The organism is Candidatus Poriferisocius sp. (genome assembly GCF_965219775.1).
Lineage (GTDB): Bacteria > Actinomycetota > Acidimicrobiia > Acidimicrobiales > Bin134 > Poriferisocius.
The window spans coordinates 479,793-496,814 of sequence record NZ_OZ244793.1; the positions used below are offsets into that span (position 1 = coordinate 479,793).

15 protein-coding genes are annotated in these 17,022 nt (G+C 68.4%); all 15 read left to right on the plus strand.

What is annotated here, in order from left to right; translation table 11 throughout:
* Window positions 1-355: 355 nt before the first annotated feature.
* Window positions 356-2,434 (plus strand): RecQ family ATP-dependent DNA helicase, encoded by a 2,079-nt coding sequence (locus tag ACOQPQ_RS02140; RefSeq protein WP_420637797.1) that lies wholly within the window; start codon window positions 356-358, stop codon window positions 2,432-2,434.
* A 215-nt stretch (window positions 2,435-2,649) separates the two neighbouring features.
* Window positions 2,650-3,378, plus strand: coding sequence for a DNA-processing protein DprA (locus ACOQPQ_RS02145; protein ID WP_420637798.1), 729 nt, complete (start codon window positions 2,650-2,652; stop codon window positions 3,376-3,378).
* 180 nt (window positions 3,379-3,558) lie between these two features.
* Window positions 3,559-4,617, plus strand: a complete 1,059-nt coding sequence (locus ACOQPQ_RS02150) for a branched-chain amino acid ABC transporter permease (RefSeq protein WP_420637799.1) — start codon at window positions 3,559-3,561, stop codon at window positions 4,615-4,617.
* Window positions 4,614-5,663, plus strand: a complete 1,050-nt coding sequence (locus tag ACOQPQ_RS02155) for a branched-chain amino acid ABC transporter permease (RefSeq protein ID WP_420637800.1) — start codon at window positions 4,614-4,616, stop codon at window positions 5,661-5,663. Before ACOQPQ_RS02150 ends, ACOQPQ_RS02155 begins: the two co-directional genes overlap by 4 nt.
* Window positions 5,664-5,740: 77 nt before the next feature.
* Window positions 5,741-7,342 carry an ABC transporter substrate-binding protein gene (locus tag ACOQPQ_RS02160; protein WP_420637801.1) on the plus strand — a complete coding sequence of 534 codons (1,602 nt, stop codon included), beginning with the start codon at window positions 5,741-5,743 and terminating at the stop codon, window positions 7,340-7,342.
* 29 nt (window positions 7,343-7,371) lie between these two features.
* The gene (locus ACOQPQ_RS02165; RefSeq protein ID WP_420637802.1) at window positions 7,372-8,148 is read left to right on the plus strand and encodes an ABC transporter ATP-binding protein; all 777 of its coding nucleotides are present in this window, start codon (window positions 7,372-7,374) and stop codon (window positions 8,146-8,148) included.
* Window positions 8,145-8,867 carry an ABC transporter ATP-binding protein gene (locus tag ACOQPQ_RS02170; RefSeq protein ID WP_420637803.1) on the plus strand — a complete coding sequence of 241 codons (723 nt, stop codon included), beginning with the start codon at window positions 8,145-8,147 and terminating at the stop codon, window positions 8,865-8,867. The genes ACOQPQ_RS02165 and ACOQPQ_RS02170 overlap by 4 nt, the downstream gene beginning before the upstream one ends.
* Before the next feature lie 103 nt (window positions 8,868-8,970).
* Window positions 8,971-10,650 carry an ATP-binding protein gene (locus ACOQPQ_RS02175; protein WP_420637804.1) on the plus strand — a complete coding sequence of 560 codons (1,680 nt, stop codon included), beginning with the start codon at window positions 8,971-8,973 and terminating at the stop codon, window positions 10,648-10,650.
* A complete protein-coding gene (locus ACOQPQ_RS02180; protein ID WP_420637805.1) occupies window positions 10,647-11,291 on the plus strand; it encodes a response regulator in 645 nt (214 codons plus the stop codon). Before ACOQPQ_RS02175 ends, ACOQPQ_RS02180 begins: the two co-directional genes overlap by 4 nt.
* Before the next feature lie 149 nt (window positions 11,292-11,440).
* On the plus strand, window positions 11,441-12,223 hold the full coding sequence (locus ACOQPQ_RS02185) for an FAD binding domain-containing protein (RefSeq protein ID WP_420637806.1): 783 nt from the start codon (window positions 11,441-11,443) through the stop codon (window positions 12,221-12,223).
* 76 nt (window positions 12,224-12,299) lie between these two features.
* Window positions 12,300-12,827, plus strand: a complete 528-nt coding sequence (locus tag ACOQPQ_RS02190) for a (2Fe-2S)-binding protein (RefSeq protein ID WP_420637807.1) — start codon at window positions 12,300-12,302, stop codon at window positions 12,825-12,827.
* The gene (locus ACOQPQ_RS02195) at window positions 12,827-14,197 is read left to right on the plus strand and encodes a xanthine dehydrogenase family protein molybdopterin-binding subunit (RefSeq protein ID WP_420637808.1); all 1,371 of its coding nucleotides are present in this window, start codon (window positions 12,827-12,829) and stop codon (window positions 14,195-14,197) included. Before ACOQPQ_RS02190 ends, ACOQPQ_RS02195 begins: the two co-directional genes overlap by 1 nt.
* A 67-nt stretch (window positions 14,198-14,264) precedes the next feature.
* A complete protein-coding gene (locus ACOQPQ_RS02200) occupies window positions 14,265-15,365 on the plus strand; it encodes a xanthine dehydrogenase family protein molybdopterin-binding subunit (protein ID WP_420637809.1) in 1,101 nt (366 codons plus the stop codon).
* Window positions 15,362-16,072 carry an SDR family NAD(P)-dependent oxidoreductase gene (locus ACOQPQ_RS02205; RefSeq protein WP_420637810.1) on the plus strand — a complete coding sequence of 237 codons (711 nt, stop codon included), beginning with the start codon at window positions 15,362-15,364 and terminating at the stop codon, window positions 16,070-16,072. Before ACOQPQ_RS02200 ends, ACOQPQ_RS02205 begins: the two co-directional genes overlap by 4 nt.
* The gene (locus ACOQPQ_RS02210) at window positions 16,036-17,013 is read left to right on the plus strand and encodes an NAD-dependent epimerase/dehydratase family protein (protein WP_420637811.1); all 978 of its coding nucleotides are present in this window, start codon (window positions 16,036-16,038) and stop codon (window positions 17,011-17,013) included. Before ACOQPQ_RS02205 ends, ACOQPQ_RS02210 begins: the two co-directional genes overlap by 37 nt.
* Window positions 17,014-17,022: the final 9 nt, after the last annotated feature.

Consider the following 17,022-nt stretch of genomic DNA (forward strand, 5'->3'; position numbering starts at 1 on the left):
GTGTCTGCAGATTCTCATTTCCCTCTTACAATCCAAACGTAGAAGCATCGTGCTCGGGATTGGTGCTTTTAGGAGAGTGGACAGGGATAAGGCCGACGCGTCGGGGCATCCCGGGACTGGCGGGTAGGGCTGTCAGTGCTTGCACGAACATCTGCACTTATGCCTGCTCATGGGGTGAGCGGGCTCCATCGGGGGATGCGATCAAACATGGTGGGCGTTGGGGCGAGGTGTCCCAGGAGGATCGACTGGACCCTTGCGGGGGGCGAACTTGTGGGGCACTCTGGGGTGATGCGACCAGTGGGCTGTCCCGAGCAGGCAGGATCGTTGAGACGCCCGAGTTCTCTGATTGCCGGAGGTGCTCGAACTCGTGGCTGATGGCCTGGGCACGGAGGCGCTGTCCCTGCTGCGCAGGCTTACTGGCAACGCGGAGAGTGCGTTTCGCGGGGATCAACTTGGCGCGATTCGTTCGTTGGTCGGAGATCGCAGCAGGACGCTCCTTGTGCAGCGGACGGGGTGGGGCAAGAGCGCCGTCTACTTCATCGCCACCAAGATGCTGCGTGACCGGGGGGCTGGACCCACGCTCCTCGTGTCACCCCTCTTGGCGCTCATGCGAAACCAGATCGAGGCAGCGAGACGCATGGAAATACGGGCAGCGACGATCAACAGCGCGAATCGCAAGGAGTGGGAGGAGGTCCAGGCCCAACTTGCGGACGATGAGGTCGATTTGCTCTTGATCTCGCCGGAACGGCTGGCGAATCCGATGTTTCGATCTGACATCCTTCCGGAAGTCGGAAGACGAAGCGGGCTATTGGTCATCGACGAAGCGCACTGCATCTCGGACTGGGGTCACGATTTCCGACCGGACTACCGGCGGCTCGTGCGAGTGCTCGAGCTGCTCCCGGCCGGGGTACCCGTCCTCTGCTGCACGGCCACCGCGAACAGCCGAGTCGTTGAAGACGTTGTGTCCCAGCTCGGAGCTGACCTGGCCCCTGTCCGGGGTCCACTGGGCCGTGACGGGCTCCAATTGGTCGTCCAGCACATTCCTCAGCAGTCTGCACGCCTAGCATTGCTTGCTGAACTCGTACCCTCGCTACCGGGTACGGGAATCGTGTACTGCCTGACGATTGCCGATACGGAGAGAGTCGCCAGGTGGCTTCAGGTCAACGGCATTTTCGCTGTCGCGTACTCGGGGAGCACCAATCCAGAGGAGCGGGAGACGATCGAAGAAGCCCTACTGTCCAACAGATTCAAGGTGGTGGTGGCAACATCGGCACTTGGTATGGGGTTCGACAAACCCGACCTCGGATTTGTCATTCACTTTCAGTCACCAGGATCGCCGATTGCCTACTATCAACAGGTAGGTCGGGCCGGAAGGGCATTGCCCAGGTCTTGGGGCATTCTACTGAGCGGCTCTGAGGATGTTGACATCCAGGACCATTTCATTCGTTCCGCGTTTCCCGATCCAGATCTGGCCGACCAAGTTGTGTCCATTCTGGAAGATCGCGCCGTGCCAATATCGACTGATGACATCCTCGAATATCTCAATGTTCGACAAGGCCAACTCGAACTTCTACTGAAGAATCTGGAGGTTGACGGGGCGGTGGAGCGCGACGCCGGTCGCTGGCTGAGGACGCTGAACAGGTGGTCGTACGATCACGAACGGATGCGTGCAGTCACGGCCCTCCGACGGACCGAACAAGGCCAGATGAATCAGTACATGCAGACCACTGGCTGCCGGATGCAGCTCTTGCGGAACTTTCTCGACGACCCCGTCCACGAGCCATGTGGGATCTGCGACAACTGCTCCAAGGCCGGCCCCCTGCTTCCCCCGGCGCCTGCCGAGGTGCAGCGAGCTGTGGAGTTCCTCCGGTCGGCAGACCGTCCCATCGGGCCTCGGAAGCGATTTCCGGACCGAAGCCAAATCCCGCAAGACCGCCTGCTCGAAGTCGGCAGGGCACTGGCCGTCTGGGGGGACGGGGGATGGGGCAGTCTTGTGCGCTCTGGCAAGCACGACGATGGCCGATTCGATGACCAGCTCGTTCAGGCTGCAGCCGACCTCATCAGGGGACGCTGGCAACCGGATCCGGCACCAGCGTGGGTGACCTTCGTGCCGTCACTGCGGGATGCTGACCTGGTGGCGGACTTTGCCGGGCGGTTGGCGGAGTTGCTTGGTCTGCCCTGCCAAGATGTAGTGGTGAAGGTCCGCGACACTGCGGAGCAGAAGACGATGCAGAACAGTCTCCAGCAGTATGCCAACGTTCAGGATGCGTTCGATGTCGTCACGCCGGTGCGGGCTGGGGCCGCGTTGTTGGTGGACGACGTCGTAGATTCTCGCTGGACGCTCACCGCCATCGGGGGCAGGCTTCGAGCGGCTGGGGTTCCGCATGTCTTTCCGTTCGCTCTGGCCGACGCGGCCGGGAGGGGAGTGTCGTGAGGGGCGAGGATGCTTTGGCGACGATCTTGCTGGTGAGTCGGCTCTGCGCTGAGGGAGTGGAACCGCTCAAGGCCTCGGAGTTCTGGAAGTTGCGTGAGTATGTCGGTCGGCCGGGTGAGTTGCTGGGTCGGACCGAGGACGAGCTGTTTCGACACTGGGGGTTGGAAGCTGCGACCTCGGTAAGGATTGTTCGGTTGCTGGGTCGAGGCAGGGCGATGGCCTTCGAGCTGGAACGGCTGGGGCAGTCCGGCATCAGCACGCTCACGCCGTTTGATGTCCGGTATCCTAAGCAGTTCGTCGACAAACTCGGAAGCAAGGCGCCCTCTCTGCTGTACACGGCCGGTGACGTTGATCTGTTGGGGATTCCCGCAGTCGGAGTAGTCGGGAGTCGTGACGTTTCCCAGGAGGGCGCTGCGGTCGCAGAGGCGGCCGCGGTGCAAGCCGCCCGACAGCACTGCGTACTGGTGTCCGGCGGGGCTCGCGGGGTGGATCAGCTCGCCATGAACGCCGCCTTCGGGGCGGGTGGAGCCGTGGTGGGCATACTGGCGGATTCGCTGGAACGGAACCTGAAGTTTCCCGATGTGCGCCGGGCCATCCACTATGGACAAGCCCTCATGTGTTCGCCCTACAATCCGAATGCACCCTTCAGAGCCGGTAACGCCATGGGCAGGAACAAGCTGGTGTACGCCTTGTCCGACATCACGCTGGTGGTGGCCAGCGACGTCGACAAGGGCGGCACCTGGGCCGGAGCGGTCGAGGCGTTGAAGAGCAACGCAGGACGGGTGGGCGTGTGGCGGGGACCGGGACAAGGACCCGGGAACGAGGAACTCATCGAACGGGGCGGGCTCCCCATATCGTCGATGGCGGAACTCAAGGCTGCCGTGTTCGAGCGTCCGGTGGTGAGGGTGGAGCCGACGTACGAGTCCCAGGGGCTGTTCCTGTAACTCCTACATTCGGGAAACCGGAGCCGGCAACGGCGCACGGGCGGGTAGCACTTTTGGACTAGGCCATCGGGGGGCTGAGGTTCGTTCCATCGGGACTATCGCCCTGCCGGCCCCATCCGTAGCGTCTGATTGAGCGTGCCACCGTCGCGCCCGGAAAGGGGGGGAATGTCCGCGCCTGCCGTGACTGACGAGCGGCTGCGATTCCGTCGAGCCCTCGTCGTGCCTGGGTGGTTGCCGCGCTCGGTCGTCGCCACATTGGTGGCCGCCGCGGCGCTGTGGGTGCTCTTCTTCGCCACCGGCACCCCGGATGGCCCGGCGGTGCGCGAGCCGGGGGAGTTCGTGGTCACCGTGCTCGACGGGGTGACCTTCGCGGGCCTCCTGTTCGTGGTCGCATCGGGCTTCACCCTCATTTTCGGGCTGATGCGAACGGTCAACATGGCCCACGGGAGCCTGTTCCTGCTCTCGGCCTACGTGGCCATCGAACTGCAGAAGTCGATGGTGGGCAAGACCCGCAACATCGAGGCTGCCGAGGTGGGCATCGTGGACTGGATCATCCCCCTGCTGGCCGGCTCGGCCATCGTGGCCGCCATCGGCGTGGTGGTGCAGCAACTGTTTCTTCGCTGGAACCAGGGGCAGGAACTCCGCCAGGCCATCATCACGGTGGCCATCACCGTGATCCTGGCCGACCAGATGCTGGCCGAGTTCGGCGGTCTGGCCCAGCGCATCGTGTGGCCGGGAGCGGTGGTGCACTTCTTCGAGATCCTCGGCGAACGCTACGCCACCAGCCGCCTTTACATGCTCGGGGTGGCGGTAGTGGTGGGCGCGGCCCTGTGGCTGTGGCAGAGCCGGACCCGCATGGGCATGATCATCCGCGCCGGAGTGGACGACCAGGACATGGTCCGGGCCTTGGGCATCAACATCTCCCTCGTCTTCGCCGTCACTTTTTTCGTGGGCTCGTTCCTGGCGGGCATGGGGGGTGTGATGGGGGCCTCGTTCGCGGGCGCCTCACCGGGTACCGACGGCGACTGGCTCATCAACTCGTTGATCGTGGTGATCATCGGCGGTTTGGGGTCGGTCAAGGGAGCGGTGGCCGGGTCGCTGCTCTACGGCATGGTGATCGCCTTCTCCCCCTCGTACCTCCCCAGCGACTACACCTTCTATTCGAGCATCTTCACGTTGGTGGTCCTCTCGTTGGTGCTGGCGGTGCGCCCGACCGGACTGTACGGGAGGGCTGAATGAGTTCCTCGCCCGTGTCCCTGCGTGACCTGGCGATGGCGGCGGCCCTGGTTTTGCTGATCGTGCTCCCGACGTTCGGGTCGGACTACTTCGTGGACAACGTGATGACCGAGACCCTCATACTGGGCATCGCCGCGTCCACCCTGGCCTTCCTCACCGCTTACGGAGGCATGGTGTCGCTGGCCCAGTGGCTGGTGTTCGGGGTGGCGGGCTTCGCCGTGGGCAACGTGGTGGCCGAGTCCGGGCGGGGACTGCGCCTGGGCTGGAACCCCTGGCTGGGGGTGGTCATCGCCCTGGTGGTGGTCGTGTTGGTGTCGCTTCTGCTCGGGGCGCTGTCGGCCCGCACCACCGGCATCTACTACCTGATGCTGACCCTCATTTTCGCCGTGATCGGGTACTACTTCTTCGGGCAGGTCACCACCTTCTCGGGATTCGGCGGCATGTCGGGCATCGACCCGCCCGGCGTGCTCGACGATCACCCGAAGCGCCTCTACTACGTGGCCGTGGCCTTGTCGGTGCTGGCCTATCTGGGGTTTCGGGCCGCAGCCCGCACCCCGTTCGGACTCACCCTGCAAGGGGTGCGGGACGATCCGGTGCGGATGGCGTCGCTCGGATTCAACGTGCCGCTCACCCGGGCGCTGGCGTTCACCCTGGCCGGGTTCGTGGCCGGTTTCGCCGGAATCCTCAACATCTGGTGGAACGGCCAAATCGACCCCAACTCGATCAACATCGGTCGGACGCTGGACCTGCTCATCATCGCGGTCATCGGCGGCATCGTGTATCTGGAGGGCGCGTGGCTGGGGGCCTTCGTATTCGTGGCCGCGGGCATCTACCTGCGCGACATCCCCTTCGTCGACAACATCGGGGGCTTCGTCGGCGACCGCATTCTGGCCGAAGAGCGGTTCAACACCGTGGTGGGCATCCTGCTGTTGGCGATCATGCTGGTGTCGCCCAATGGCCTCGTCGGCATCATCATCCGCATCAACGACTGGATCGCTCGGCGGCGGGGCACCGCCAAGGAGCCGGTGGCCGCCCTCGAGGCCGCGTGAGGAGCCGGCCGGATGCACCGTTCTCAACGTTCTCCAAGTTCTCAACGATCGTCAAGGCAAACCAGGAGGGAAATCCAATGACGAAATTGTTCAGATCCAACCGATTGCTGGCGTTGCTGGCAATCCTGTTCGCGTTCGCGCTGGTCGGGGCCGCTTGCGGCAACGACGATGACGACGCGGCACCAAGCCAGCCTGCGGCGCCCAGCGACGACGCCGGCGACGACGGCGCCGCCGACGACGGTGCGGCCGATGACGGTACAGCCCCCAGTGACGACGGTGCCGCCGATGACGGTGCCGCCGACGACGGGGCGACCGATGACGGCGCGGCCGACGACGGTGCCGCCGACGAGGGCGACACGGTGGTCCGATTGGGGATCATGGCCGAATGCGAAGGCGCGTTCGGCGGGTTCCACGAGGACGTCACCGCCGGGGCGGTGTTCGCCCTGGTCCGCCACGCCGGGGCCACCCCGAACTCGTCGACCACGGCCCTCGAGGGCTTCAGCGGTGCCGAGGTGGCCGGAGTGCCGATCGAGTTGGTCAGCATCGGCTGCGGTGACGACACCGCGGACCGGGCCATCCAGGAGATCCGCAAGATCGTGGAGCAGGACGGCGCCAACGTGGTGATCGGCCCGCTGTCGGGTGACGAGGGCATCGCCATCGCCAACTACGCGCTGGACCACCCCGAGGTGACGTTCATCAACGGCATCTCCGGGGCCCAGGACAGCACGCTGCACGTGCGGGCCCCGAACTTCTTCCGGTTCAACGGGGACGGCGCCCAGTGGAACGCGGGCATCGGCGACATCCTCTACAACGACGCCGGCTGGCGCACCGCGGCGGTCATCGCCGACGACTACGGCTTCGGCTGGACGTCGGCGGCCGGTTTCGTGGCCGACTTCTGCGCTGCCGGGGGCGAGATCGTGGCCCAGGTTTTCCCACCGTTGGGCACCACCGACTACTCCTCGTTCGTGCAGCAGCTTCCGGACCCCGACGAAGTGGACGGCTACTTCTGGGTGGTCGGCGGCACCGGCACCAACGCCTCCCTGGAGGCCTTCCTGAACGCCAAGGGCGACCTGACCGGCGACCAGCACGCGGGCAACCTCTTCTTCAGCCCGGCGCTGGCCGAGGCCCTCGGCACCGACATTGCCGGGGCCTACGTGGCCGGGTTCGCCACGCTGCCCGGCGACGTGTCCACCCCGGCCATCCAGGCTTACCTGGCCGACGCCGATGCCGCTTGGGAGAGCCTGGCCGGTGCCCTCTCGGGCAACGAACCGGCTGCGCCCTCGCTGGCGATGGGCTTCGGGTTCGCCTACGGCTACTACTCGGCCGGCCTGGCGCTGGTGACCGCGCTGGAGCAGGTGGACGGTGACCTGTCCAACAACCACGCGGCTCTGCGGGAGGCCCTGTCGAACATCACCCTGGACGCCCCCTACGGCCCGATCAGCCTGGACGAGAACCGCCAGGCCATCGTGGACACGTTCGTGGCCCGACTGGTGTTGAACGACGACGGCCAGGTGGTGCAGGAGACCGTGGCCATCGTGCCCGGCGTGGACCAGACCTTCGGCGGCACCTACTCGCCGGACACGGCCCCGCCCGAGCGCGACAACACGCCGTGTGAGGTGCGGTCGCTGCCGTGGCAGGGGAACCTGATCCCCGTGGTCGACGGCGTTCCGCAGAACTAGCCGAACCGGCCGAGAGTCCCTTCCCGACGATGCCCCCGGACGCCGCCGTGACGACCACCACACCTGACGGTCCCCTCCTCAGGCTGGAGTCGGTCGCCGTGGCGTTCGGGGGCCTCCGGGCCCTCGACGGGGTGGACCTCGTGGTCACCACCGGGGAGCGGGTGGCCGTGTTGGGGCCGAACGGGGCGGGTAAGACCACCCTGTTCAACGCCATCACCGGCGACCACGCCCCCACCGAGGGCCGGGTCATCATCGACGGGGTGGATTGCACGCACCTCCCCTCGCGGCTGCGGCCGCAGTTGGGGGTGGCCCGCACCTACCAGAAGACCCGGCTGTTCGGGGGGCTCACCGTGGAGGACAACCTCTACCTGGCCCAGACCGGCTACGCCGGCCGCCATTTCTCGCTGCGCCGGTCGGCCACCGACCGGAGGTTGCGGGAGGCGGCGGGCGAGCTGGCCGGCACCGTGTGGCTGGGCGACCAACTGGCCACGTTGGTGGCCGACCTCTCCCACGGGCAGCAGCGCCAGTTGGAGATCGGCATCGCGCTGGCCAACCATCCCCGGCTGATGATGCTGGACGAACCCGCGTCGGGGCTGAGCCGGGGGGAGCGGGAGCGACTGGTGGACCTGCTGGAGGAACTGCCCCCGACCACGACCGTGTTGCTCATCGAGCACGACATGGACGTGGCCCTGCGGGTGGCCGGACGGGTGGTGGTGATGGACAAGGGCACCACCGTGGCCACCGGCACCCCCGACGAGATCCGGGCCAACCCGCTGGTCCACGCCGTGTACCTGGGGCAGTCGTGAGGCCGGCGGAGAGCGCACCCCTGCTGCGGGTGGAGAACCTCTGCGCCGGTTACGGGGCCTCGCGGGTGCTCGACGACATGAGCTTTGTCATGGGCACCGAGGCGGTGTGCATCGTGGGGCGCAACGGGATGGGCAAGACCACCTTCTGCAAGGCCCTGATGGGCCTGGTGCGCCCCACCTCGGGCCAGATCGTGTTCGCCGGGCAGCGGCTGGACGGTCAGCCCCCCGAACGGATCGCCCGCCGGGGCATCGCCTACGTGCCCCAGGGGCGGCGCCTGTTCCCGTCGCTGTCGGTGGACGAACACCTGCGGATGCTGGCCAAGGGCACCCGGGGCAAGCGGTGGACCCCCGAAGCGGTGTACGAGCTGTTCCCCCGCCTGGGGGAGCGGCGCCGCAACGGGGGAGCCGAGCTGTCCGGGGGGGAACAGCAGATGCTGGCCATCGGCCGGGCGCTGTTGCTCAACGCGCCCTTGTTGCTCATGGACGAGCCGTCGGAGGGATTGGCCCCGCTCATGGTGGACCTCCTCATCCAGGCGGTCGGCCGGCTGGTGGCCGAACAGGTGGCGGTGCTGGTGGTGGAGCAGAACCTGCGGGCGGCCACCGCCATGGCCCCCCGCCAGTTGGTGATGTCGGCCGGGCGGATCGAGACCGAGCTGGCCGCCCACGAACTCCGGGAGTCCCGCGACCTCCAGGCCCGATACCTGGGCGTCGAGGCGTGAGCGGGCCGGGGGCACCGCCTCTGGCCCGGAATCGGGCACACCACTACCCTGGGCCCCCCGGTCCTGGCGAGTGGGGCCGATGAGCGGTAGCAGCGGGGGGAGCATGACCGAGGCCGGCGCGTTGTCGCTGTATGCGGCGCTCCTGCGGGGGGAATGCGAGGGCGACGAGGCGCTGCTGGCCAGTCGGCAGATCTTCGAACTGGTCATGAACAACGTGGAGCAGGCCATCTGGTGGAAGGACGTCAACTCCGTCTACCTGGGCTGCAACCGCAAGCTGGCCGAGTACGCGGGGGTGGCCGACGCCAGCGAGCTCATCGGCAAGACCGACGCCGACTGTCCGTGGGGTCAGATCGAGCAGGCCCGCTCGGGCACGGTTTGGTTCCGGGACCACGACCGCACCGTGGTGGAGACCGGCCGGCCCATCCTGGGTCTGCGGGAGCAAGTGCGCATCGTGAACGGGCACGTGATGTGGGTGGAGACCAACAAGGTGCCGCTCAAGGACCTCCGGGGGAACGTGATCGGGACGCTGGGCACGTTCGTGGACATCTCGGAGCGGATCGAGGCCGAGAACGAGCTCAAGCGCACCCTGGCCGAGCTGGACGAGCGGGTGCGGGACCGGACCTCGGAGCTGCGGGCGGCCAACGAGACGTTGCGCCGGGAGGTGGAGGAGCGGGTTCGCCTGGAGCAGCGGGAACGCCGCCGCCGGGCCGAGGCCGAGTCGCTGCGGGACACCGCGGCGGCCATCGCGGGCTCGCTGCAGCTCGACGACGTGATCGAGCAGGTGCTGCGGGGGGTGGAGCAGCTCTTCGACCATCGCCGCAGCCACATCGCGCTGTACGACAACGAGGGCGAGCTGGAGCTGGCCGGCCAACGGGGGCCGGGGCGCGACAACCTGGACGACGTGGAACCCCACGCCCGCGTGCCCGATCCCCTGGTGCCGGTCACCGGCGAGGCCGGCCTGAGCGGGGGATCGGGGCCGGTGATCGGCGGCGACGGGACCGTGATCCTCCCGCTGGAGGTGGCCGACCGTCGGTTGGGCTACCTGGCGGTGGAACCGCTCCCCGGTGCGGGCTTTTCCCCCGAGGAGGTGGGGTTGCTGGCCACCATCGCCGACCAGGCCTCGTCGGCCATCTCCAACAGCCGAGCCCTGATGATGGCCCGCAGCCTGGCCGCGGTGGAGGAGCGCCAGCGGCTGGCCAACGACCTCCACGATTCGGTGAGCCAGACCCTGTGGACGGCCACGCTGACCGCCGAGACCCTGGCCCGCACCGCCGCGCTGACCGACCCGGAGACGGCCCAGCTCCGCCGCCTGCACCAGCTCACCAAGGGGGCATTGTCGGAGATGCGCACCCTGTTGCTGGAGTTGCGCCCGGATGTGATCGAGGAGACGCCGCTGGCCGATCTGGTGTACCAGTTGGTGGGAGCGTTCGAGAGTCGCAAGAGCGCCCCGTGCCGGGTGGAGCTGGAGGAGATTCCCGAGCTGCTGCCCACCGAGAAGGTGGCCCTCTACCGCATCCTGCAGGAGTCGCTCAACAACGTGGCCCGCCACGCCGAAGCCGGGGCGGTGGAGATCAAGCTGGCCACCGACGGCGACCAGATCAGCCTGCAGGTGAGCGACGACGGCGTCGGCTTCGACGCCACCAAGGTGCACGAGCACCTGGGGCTGCGCATCATGGCCGAGCGGGCCGAGTCGATCGGGGCCAAGCTGGAAATCCGCAGCGCCGAGAACCAGGGCACCACGGTGTCGGTGACGGTGACCAGCGTGGTGAGGTTCCCGCGGTGATCCGGGTGATCGTGGTGGACGACCACGACCTGTTGCGGGAGGGGGTGAGCGCCTGTCTGAACGGCTACGACGACATCGACGTGGTGGGGGCGGCCCACAGCGGGGAGCTGGCCGTGGAGCGGGTGATCGAGCTGCAACCCGACGTGGTGGTGATGGACTTGGTGATGCCCGGCCGGGGCGGGGTGGCCGCCATCGAGGAACTCACCCAGGTGGCCCCCGAGACCCGGATTCTGGCGTTGACCAGCTTCACCGATTCCTCGCTGGTGCGGGCGGCCCTGGAGGCCGGGGCGGTGAGCCTGCAGTTGAAGAGCGTGTCGGGCGACGACCTGGCCGCCTCGGTCCGGTTGACGGCCTCGGGCCAATCGGCGTTGGACCCCACCGTGACCCGGATGATCGCGACGGAAAAGGACGACCTGCTGCGGGATCTGACCGACCGGGAGCGGGAGGTGGCCGGACTGTTGGCCAACGGACTGTCCAACGCCGACATCGCCGAGGCCCTCTACCTGAGCATCTATACGGTGAAGAACCACGTGAGCAACATTTTGATGAAGTTCCACGTGCAGTCGCGCACCGAGCTGGTGGCCCTGATCCTGAGCGACCGGTACGGCAAGCCGGCGCCGGGCCGGGCCCCCTCGCCCTGACGGTCTCTTGTGCTCAACCAGGGCGCAACTAGTGCTTTTGCCCCCCGTCGATGGTGGCGGGCGTTTTCCTCCACTCGTCTCTACCGCCGATGGCCCGGCCCGGCTTGACTGGCCGGGAGTTGCCGATTCTGTTGCGCCGGGGGGATCACATGTCATCGACGGGCACGGTCTTGATGCCCTCGTCCACCGAGGAGGCAGTGGCCGCGGTGGCGTCCGACCCCGAGATCACCGTCATCGGGGGCGGCACCCTGGTGGTGCCTCAGCACAACGTGGGCGGACGGGCCGTGGACCGGGCCCTGTGGTTGGGCCGGGCCGGGCTGGACGAGGTGCGCAACGAGGCCGGGACGATCACACTCGGGGCAGCGGTGTCGCTGGCCGCCTGTGGCGGGTTGCCCGCGCCGTTGGGGCCCTGTGCGGCCAACGTGGGCGACGGGGAGGTGCAGGCCCAGGCCACCATCGGGGGCAACATCAGCGCACCGGCGCCCTACGGCGACCTGCGCGGCCCGCTGTTGGCCCTGGAGGCGACGGTGCGGGTGGGCGGCCCCGACGGGGTGGAGGACGTGGCGGCGTCGTCGCTGTTCGCCGGGGGGTGGGGGGGCCGCCTGGTGCTGGAGATCAGCTTCGCCGTGCCGGCCGGGGGCTCGTTCGTGGCCCTGCAGCGTCATCACACCCAGGCCCTCACCGCCATGGGGATCAGCGCGGTGCGCACCGCCGGGGGTGAGGTGCGCCTGGCCGCCACCGGCGCGGCCCCTCAGGCTCGCCGCCTGGCGGCCGCCGAGGCGGTATTGGCCGACGGGGGCAGCGGGGCCGACGCCGGAGAGGCCGCGTTGGCCGACATCGATCCCTACGACGACGTGCTGGCCTCGGCGGCCTATCGCCGGCGGGTGATGCCCGCGCTGGTCCGCCGGGCGGTGGACGAGCTGGGAGGCTGACGATGGCTTGGGCAAGAGAGACGATGGTTTGGGCTGGAGAGACGCTGGTTTGGGCAAGAGAGGAAGAGCGGGGAGGATGAGCATGGAGTTGGTGGTCAACGGGGTTCGCCGTGAGGTGGAGTCCGATCCGCTCACCCCGCTGCTGGAGGTGCTGCGGGAGGAACTGGACATCACCAGCCCCAAGGCGGGGTGCGAGACCGGCGGGTGCGGCGCCTGCACCGTGCTGATCGACGGCGAGCCCCGGCGCTCGTGCCTGCTGGCGGTGTGCATGGCCGAGGGCGCGCCGGTGACCACCGTGGAGGGCCTGGGGACGCCGGAGGCCCTCAGCGCGGTGCAGGAGGCGTTCCTGCACCACTACGCCGCCCAGTGCGGGTTCTGCACCGCGGGCATGGTGGTGGCGGCCACCGCCTACGTGGACGGGGGCGGCCAACCCGACCGGAAGGCCATCGAGGAGGCCTTGTCGGGCCACTTCTGCCGCTGCACGGGCTACGTGAAGATCCTGGACGCGGTGGCGCACGCGGCTCGGGGCGAGCGGGCCGACACGTCGTCCACCGCCGACAGCCCCAACACCACCTACGTGACCATCGACGGGGGAGGCTCCTGATGAAAGTCGTCGGCGCTCGGCTTCCGAGGTATGACGGGGTGGGCCACGTGACCGGGCGCACCAACTTCGTGGACGACGTGCGGGTGCCCGGCATGCTGCGGGCGGCGGCGTTGCGGTCGCCCCACCACAACGCCCGCATCACCGCGTTCGACACCGGCCCGGCCGAGCAGATGGCCGGGGTGCATGCGGTGGTCACCCACGAGGACGTGCCCCTGTTGGTGTACGGGCATCTGTCGGGGGCGGGCATCGACGGCGACGAGCCGCTGTTGGCCAAGGACTACGTGCGCTACAAGGGCCAGCCCATGGCGTTGGTGGCGGCGGACACGGTGGAGATCGCCCGAGCGGCGTGCGCCGCCATCCGGGTGGAGTACGAGGAGCTGCCCGCCCTTTTGGATGTTCGCTTGGCCTTCGAGGACGACGCCCCGGTGATCAACGACCGGTTCGGCAACTGGTACAACGAGTTCGAAGGCGGCCTGGAGCGCCGCCAGATCCGCAAGGGTGACATCGACCAGGCCTTCGACGAGGCCGATCTGATCGTGGAGGGGGTGTACCGGACCCAGGCGGTGGAGCAGGTGCCCCTGGAGACCCAGGTGGCGGTGGCCATCCCCGAGCCCGACGGACGCCTCACCATCCACACCTGCACGCAGGCCATGTACTTCTCGTTGGGGGTGATCTGCGCCCACCTCCAGGTGCCGATGAGCGACGTGAAGCTGGTGGGCGGCACCGTGGGCGGCGGCTTCGGCGGCAAGGTGGACACCGCCTCGGAGACCCTGGCCGCCCTGGCCGCCCAGAAGTCGGGCCGGCCCGTCAAGTGGCGGTGGACCCGGGAGGAGGAGATGCTGGCCTCGTCCAACCGGGGTCCGTGGCACATGGAGATCATCGACGCGGTGAGCAGCGACGGTTGGATCCTGGGCCGCAAGATGCTCAGCCTGCACGACGCCGGGGCCTACGGCCGGTTCTCGGTGTACGGGCTGACCAAGCACAGCTTCCACCACACCGGGGCCTACACCATCCCCAACCTGCACTTCGACGGGTACGTGGTGTTCAGCAACCGCATCCCCACCACGGCCATGCGGGGCTACGGGGTGACCGGCCTGTCGACGGCCATCGAGGTCCACGCCGAGCGGGTGGCCACCGAACTGGGGATGGACCCCTACGAGTTCCGCCTGAAGAACGCCAACCGGGTCAACGACACGTCGCCCAACCGCATCAGCTACGAGGACCCGAGCACCGTGGAGGTGCTCCAGCACATCGCCGACGCCACCGGCACCCGGCTGGATGGGTCGCTCGCGGCCATGTCCCGGGAGCAACGCAGCGGCGACATGCTGCCGGATCACCTGGTGGCCCAGATCGGGGAGGGGGTTCACTGATGGCCGGGATGCACGGCGATCTCGGGCCCGCCCGCCTGGCGGCGCCGAGCGAGGAGGGAACGCACTGATGGCTCGACATCGAGGAATCGGGATGGCCACCGTGGAGTATCCGACGGGCATGAACCAAAACGGCGATCCGTCGCAGGCGTGGATCAAGGTGAAGCCCGACGGCCGGGTGGACGTGTTCTCGGGGACCGCCGACATCGGGAACGGGTCCAAGACCATCCAATCGCAGATCGTGGCCGAGACCATCGGCGTGCCCTACGAGTGGGTCACCTACGACAACTCCAACACCGACTCGTCGCCCATGTGTACGGGCACGTTCGCCTCCCGGGCCACGTTCGTGGCGGGCAACGCCGTGCTCAAGGCGGCCCGCCAGGTGCGTGAGCGCATCCTGGCCATCGCCGGGCGGGAGATGGAGATCGACCCGGCCGACCTGGAGATCGCCGACGGCACCGTGTCGGTGGCGGGCACCCCCGCCAGATCGATGGGGGTGGACGAGATCGCGGGGGCGGCCACCTTCGTCCACGGCGAGCTGCTCACCGGAGACGGCGCCCACCTGAATCCGGGGGCCGCCATCGTGGACCCCGAGACCGGGGAGGTGGACCTGCCGCCCCACGCCGCCATCTCGTATGCCGCCTGCGTGGCCGAAGTGGAGGCGGACGACGAGACCGGTGACGTGCAGGTGCTGAAGCTCACCCAGGCCTACGACATCGGCCGGGCCATGAACCCGACCCTGCTCGAAGGGCAGATCGACGGGGGCGCGGTGATGGGCCTCGGCTTCGGCCTGCTGGAGACGTGCTACCCCTACTACCCCTCCGTGGACCACCGGGGCGACAGCATGAACACCTACCACGTGCCCACCATGGGGGAGCTGCCCGAGATCGCCAACGTGTTGATCGAGAACCCCTCCACCGGCGGGCCGTACGGGGCCAAGGGGATCGGGGAGATGGCCAACAACGCGCAGCCCTCGGCCATCGCCATCGCCATCCACGACGCGGTGGGGGTGTGGCTGACCGAGTTCCCCATCACCCCCGAGCGGGTGCTGGCCGCTCTGGATGCCCGCGCCGCCGGAGGGGGTCAACCCCGCCGAGAGGGCAAGCGGGTGATCTACGACGAGGAACTCTCGGTCAACACGGTGGCCACCGGACTCTCCTGGGTGCCATGACCATCCCTCGGCGGGTGCTGGTGACCGGTGCGGGATCGGGCATCGGGGCGGCGTGCGTCGACCGTTTCCTGCAGGCGGGGCACTCGGTCATCGCGGTGGACCTCGCCGCGGGGTCGATGGCCGGTCGCACCGGCGAGCTGGAAGCCCTCTGCGAGATCGACGTCACCGACGCGGCCGCGGTGCGGGCCGTTCCCGGCATTGAGAAGGTGGACATCGTCGTGCAGTCGGCGGGCACGGTGGGGCCGAACGTGCCGGTCACCGACGTGGCCCCGGCCGACTGGGAGCGCACGTTCGCCATCAACGTGACCGGTATCTTCAACGTGCTCCAAGCGGTGATCCCCGGCATGGTGGCGCGGGGCTGGGGTCGGATCGTCAACATCGCCAGCATTGCGGGCAAAGAGGGCAACCCCAATCTCAGCGCCTACTCGGCCAGCAAGGGGGCGGTGATCGCCCTCACCAAGTCGGTGGCCAAGGAGCTGGCCACCACCGGGGTGCTGGTCCACTCGGTGGCCCCGGCGGTGATCGCCACCCCCATGAACGCCGACACCGCGCCCGAGGTGCTGGACTACATGGTGTCGAAGATCCCCATGAACCGCACCGGCCAACCCGAGGAGGTGGCCGCCCTGGTGGGGTGGCTGGCGTCGGAGGAGTGCACCTTCAGCACCGGATCGTGCCACGACATCTCCGGGGGACGGGCGACCTACTGATGGGCGAGCGCTTCCTGGTCACCGGGGCCGACGGCTGCATCGGGGCCTGGGTGGTGCGCCTGCTGCTGGACGGGGGCGACGAGGTGCGGGTGTTCGACCAGGGGGCCAACAACGCCCGCCACGAGTTGGTGGCCGGGGGCCGCCCGTTGGACTTCGAGCGGGTGACCGGCGACATCACCGACGGCGAGGCGGTGGCCGCGGCCATGGCCGGGGTGGATCGGGTGATCCATCTGGCCGCGCTGCAGATCCCGTTTTGTCGGGCCGAGCCCAGCTTGGGGGCCGCCGTGAACGTGGTGGGCACGGTGAACGTGTTCGAGGCCGCGCTCGGCCACGGGGTGGCCCCGGTGGTGTACGCGTCGAGCATCGCGGTGTACGGCGGGCCGGACGACTACGACAGCGACGTATTGGCGGCCGACGCCCCGAGGATGCCCCGCACGCTGTACGGGGCCTACAAAGTGGCCAACGAGCAGACCGCCGGGGTCTACGCTGCCGAGCACGGCCTGCGTTCGGTGGGCCTGCGGCCCCACACCGTGTTCGGTGCGGGCCGGGATCAGGGCGTGACCTCGCAGCCCACGGTGGCCATGGCCCATGCGGTGCGGGGCGACCCCTACGCCGTGGACTACGGCGGGGTGCTCGACTTTCAGTACGCACCCGACGTGGCCCGGCTGTTCATCGCCGCGGCCCGCTCCGAGCCCGACGGGGCGCCGGTGCTGAACATCGAGGGTCACGTGGTGTCGGTGGCCGAGTTCGTGGCCCGCACGGTGGCCGTCACCGGGTTCGACGGGATCCAGGTGGGCACCGACGCGCTGCCGCTGTCCCACGGGGCGTCGCCCGCGGGCCTGGCCGAGTTGCTGGGCGACGTGGCCCCGACCCCCCTCGACGACGCCATTTCCGAGACCGTGGCCATCCTGGCCGCGGCCGAGCCCGCACTAGTCCCATAGGAGGTGGAC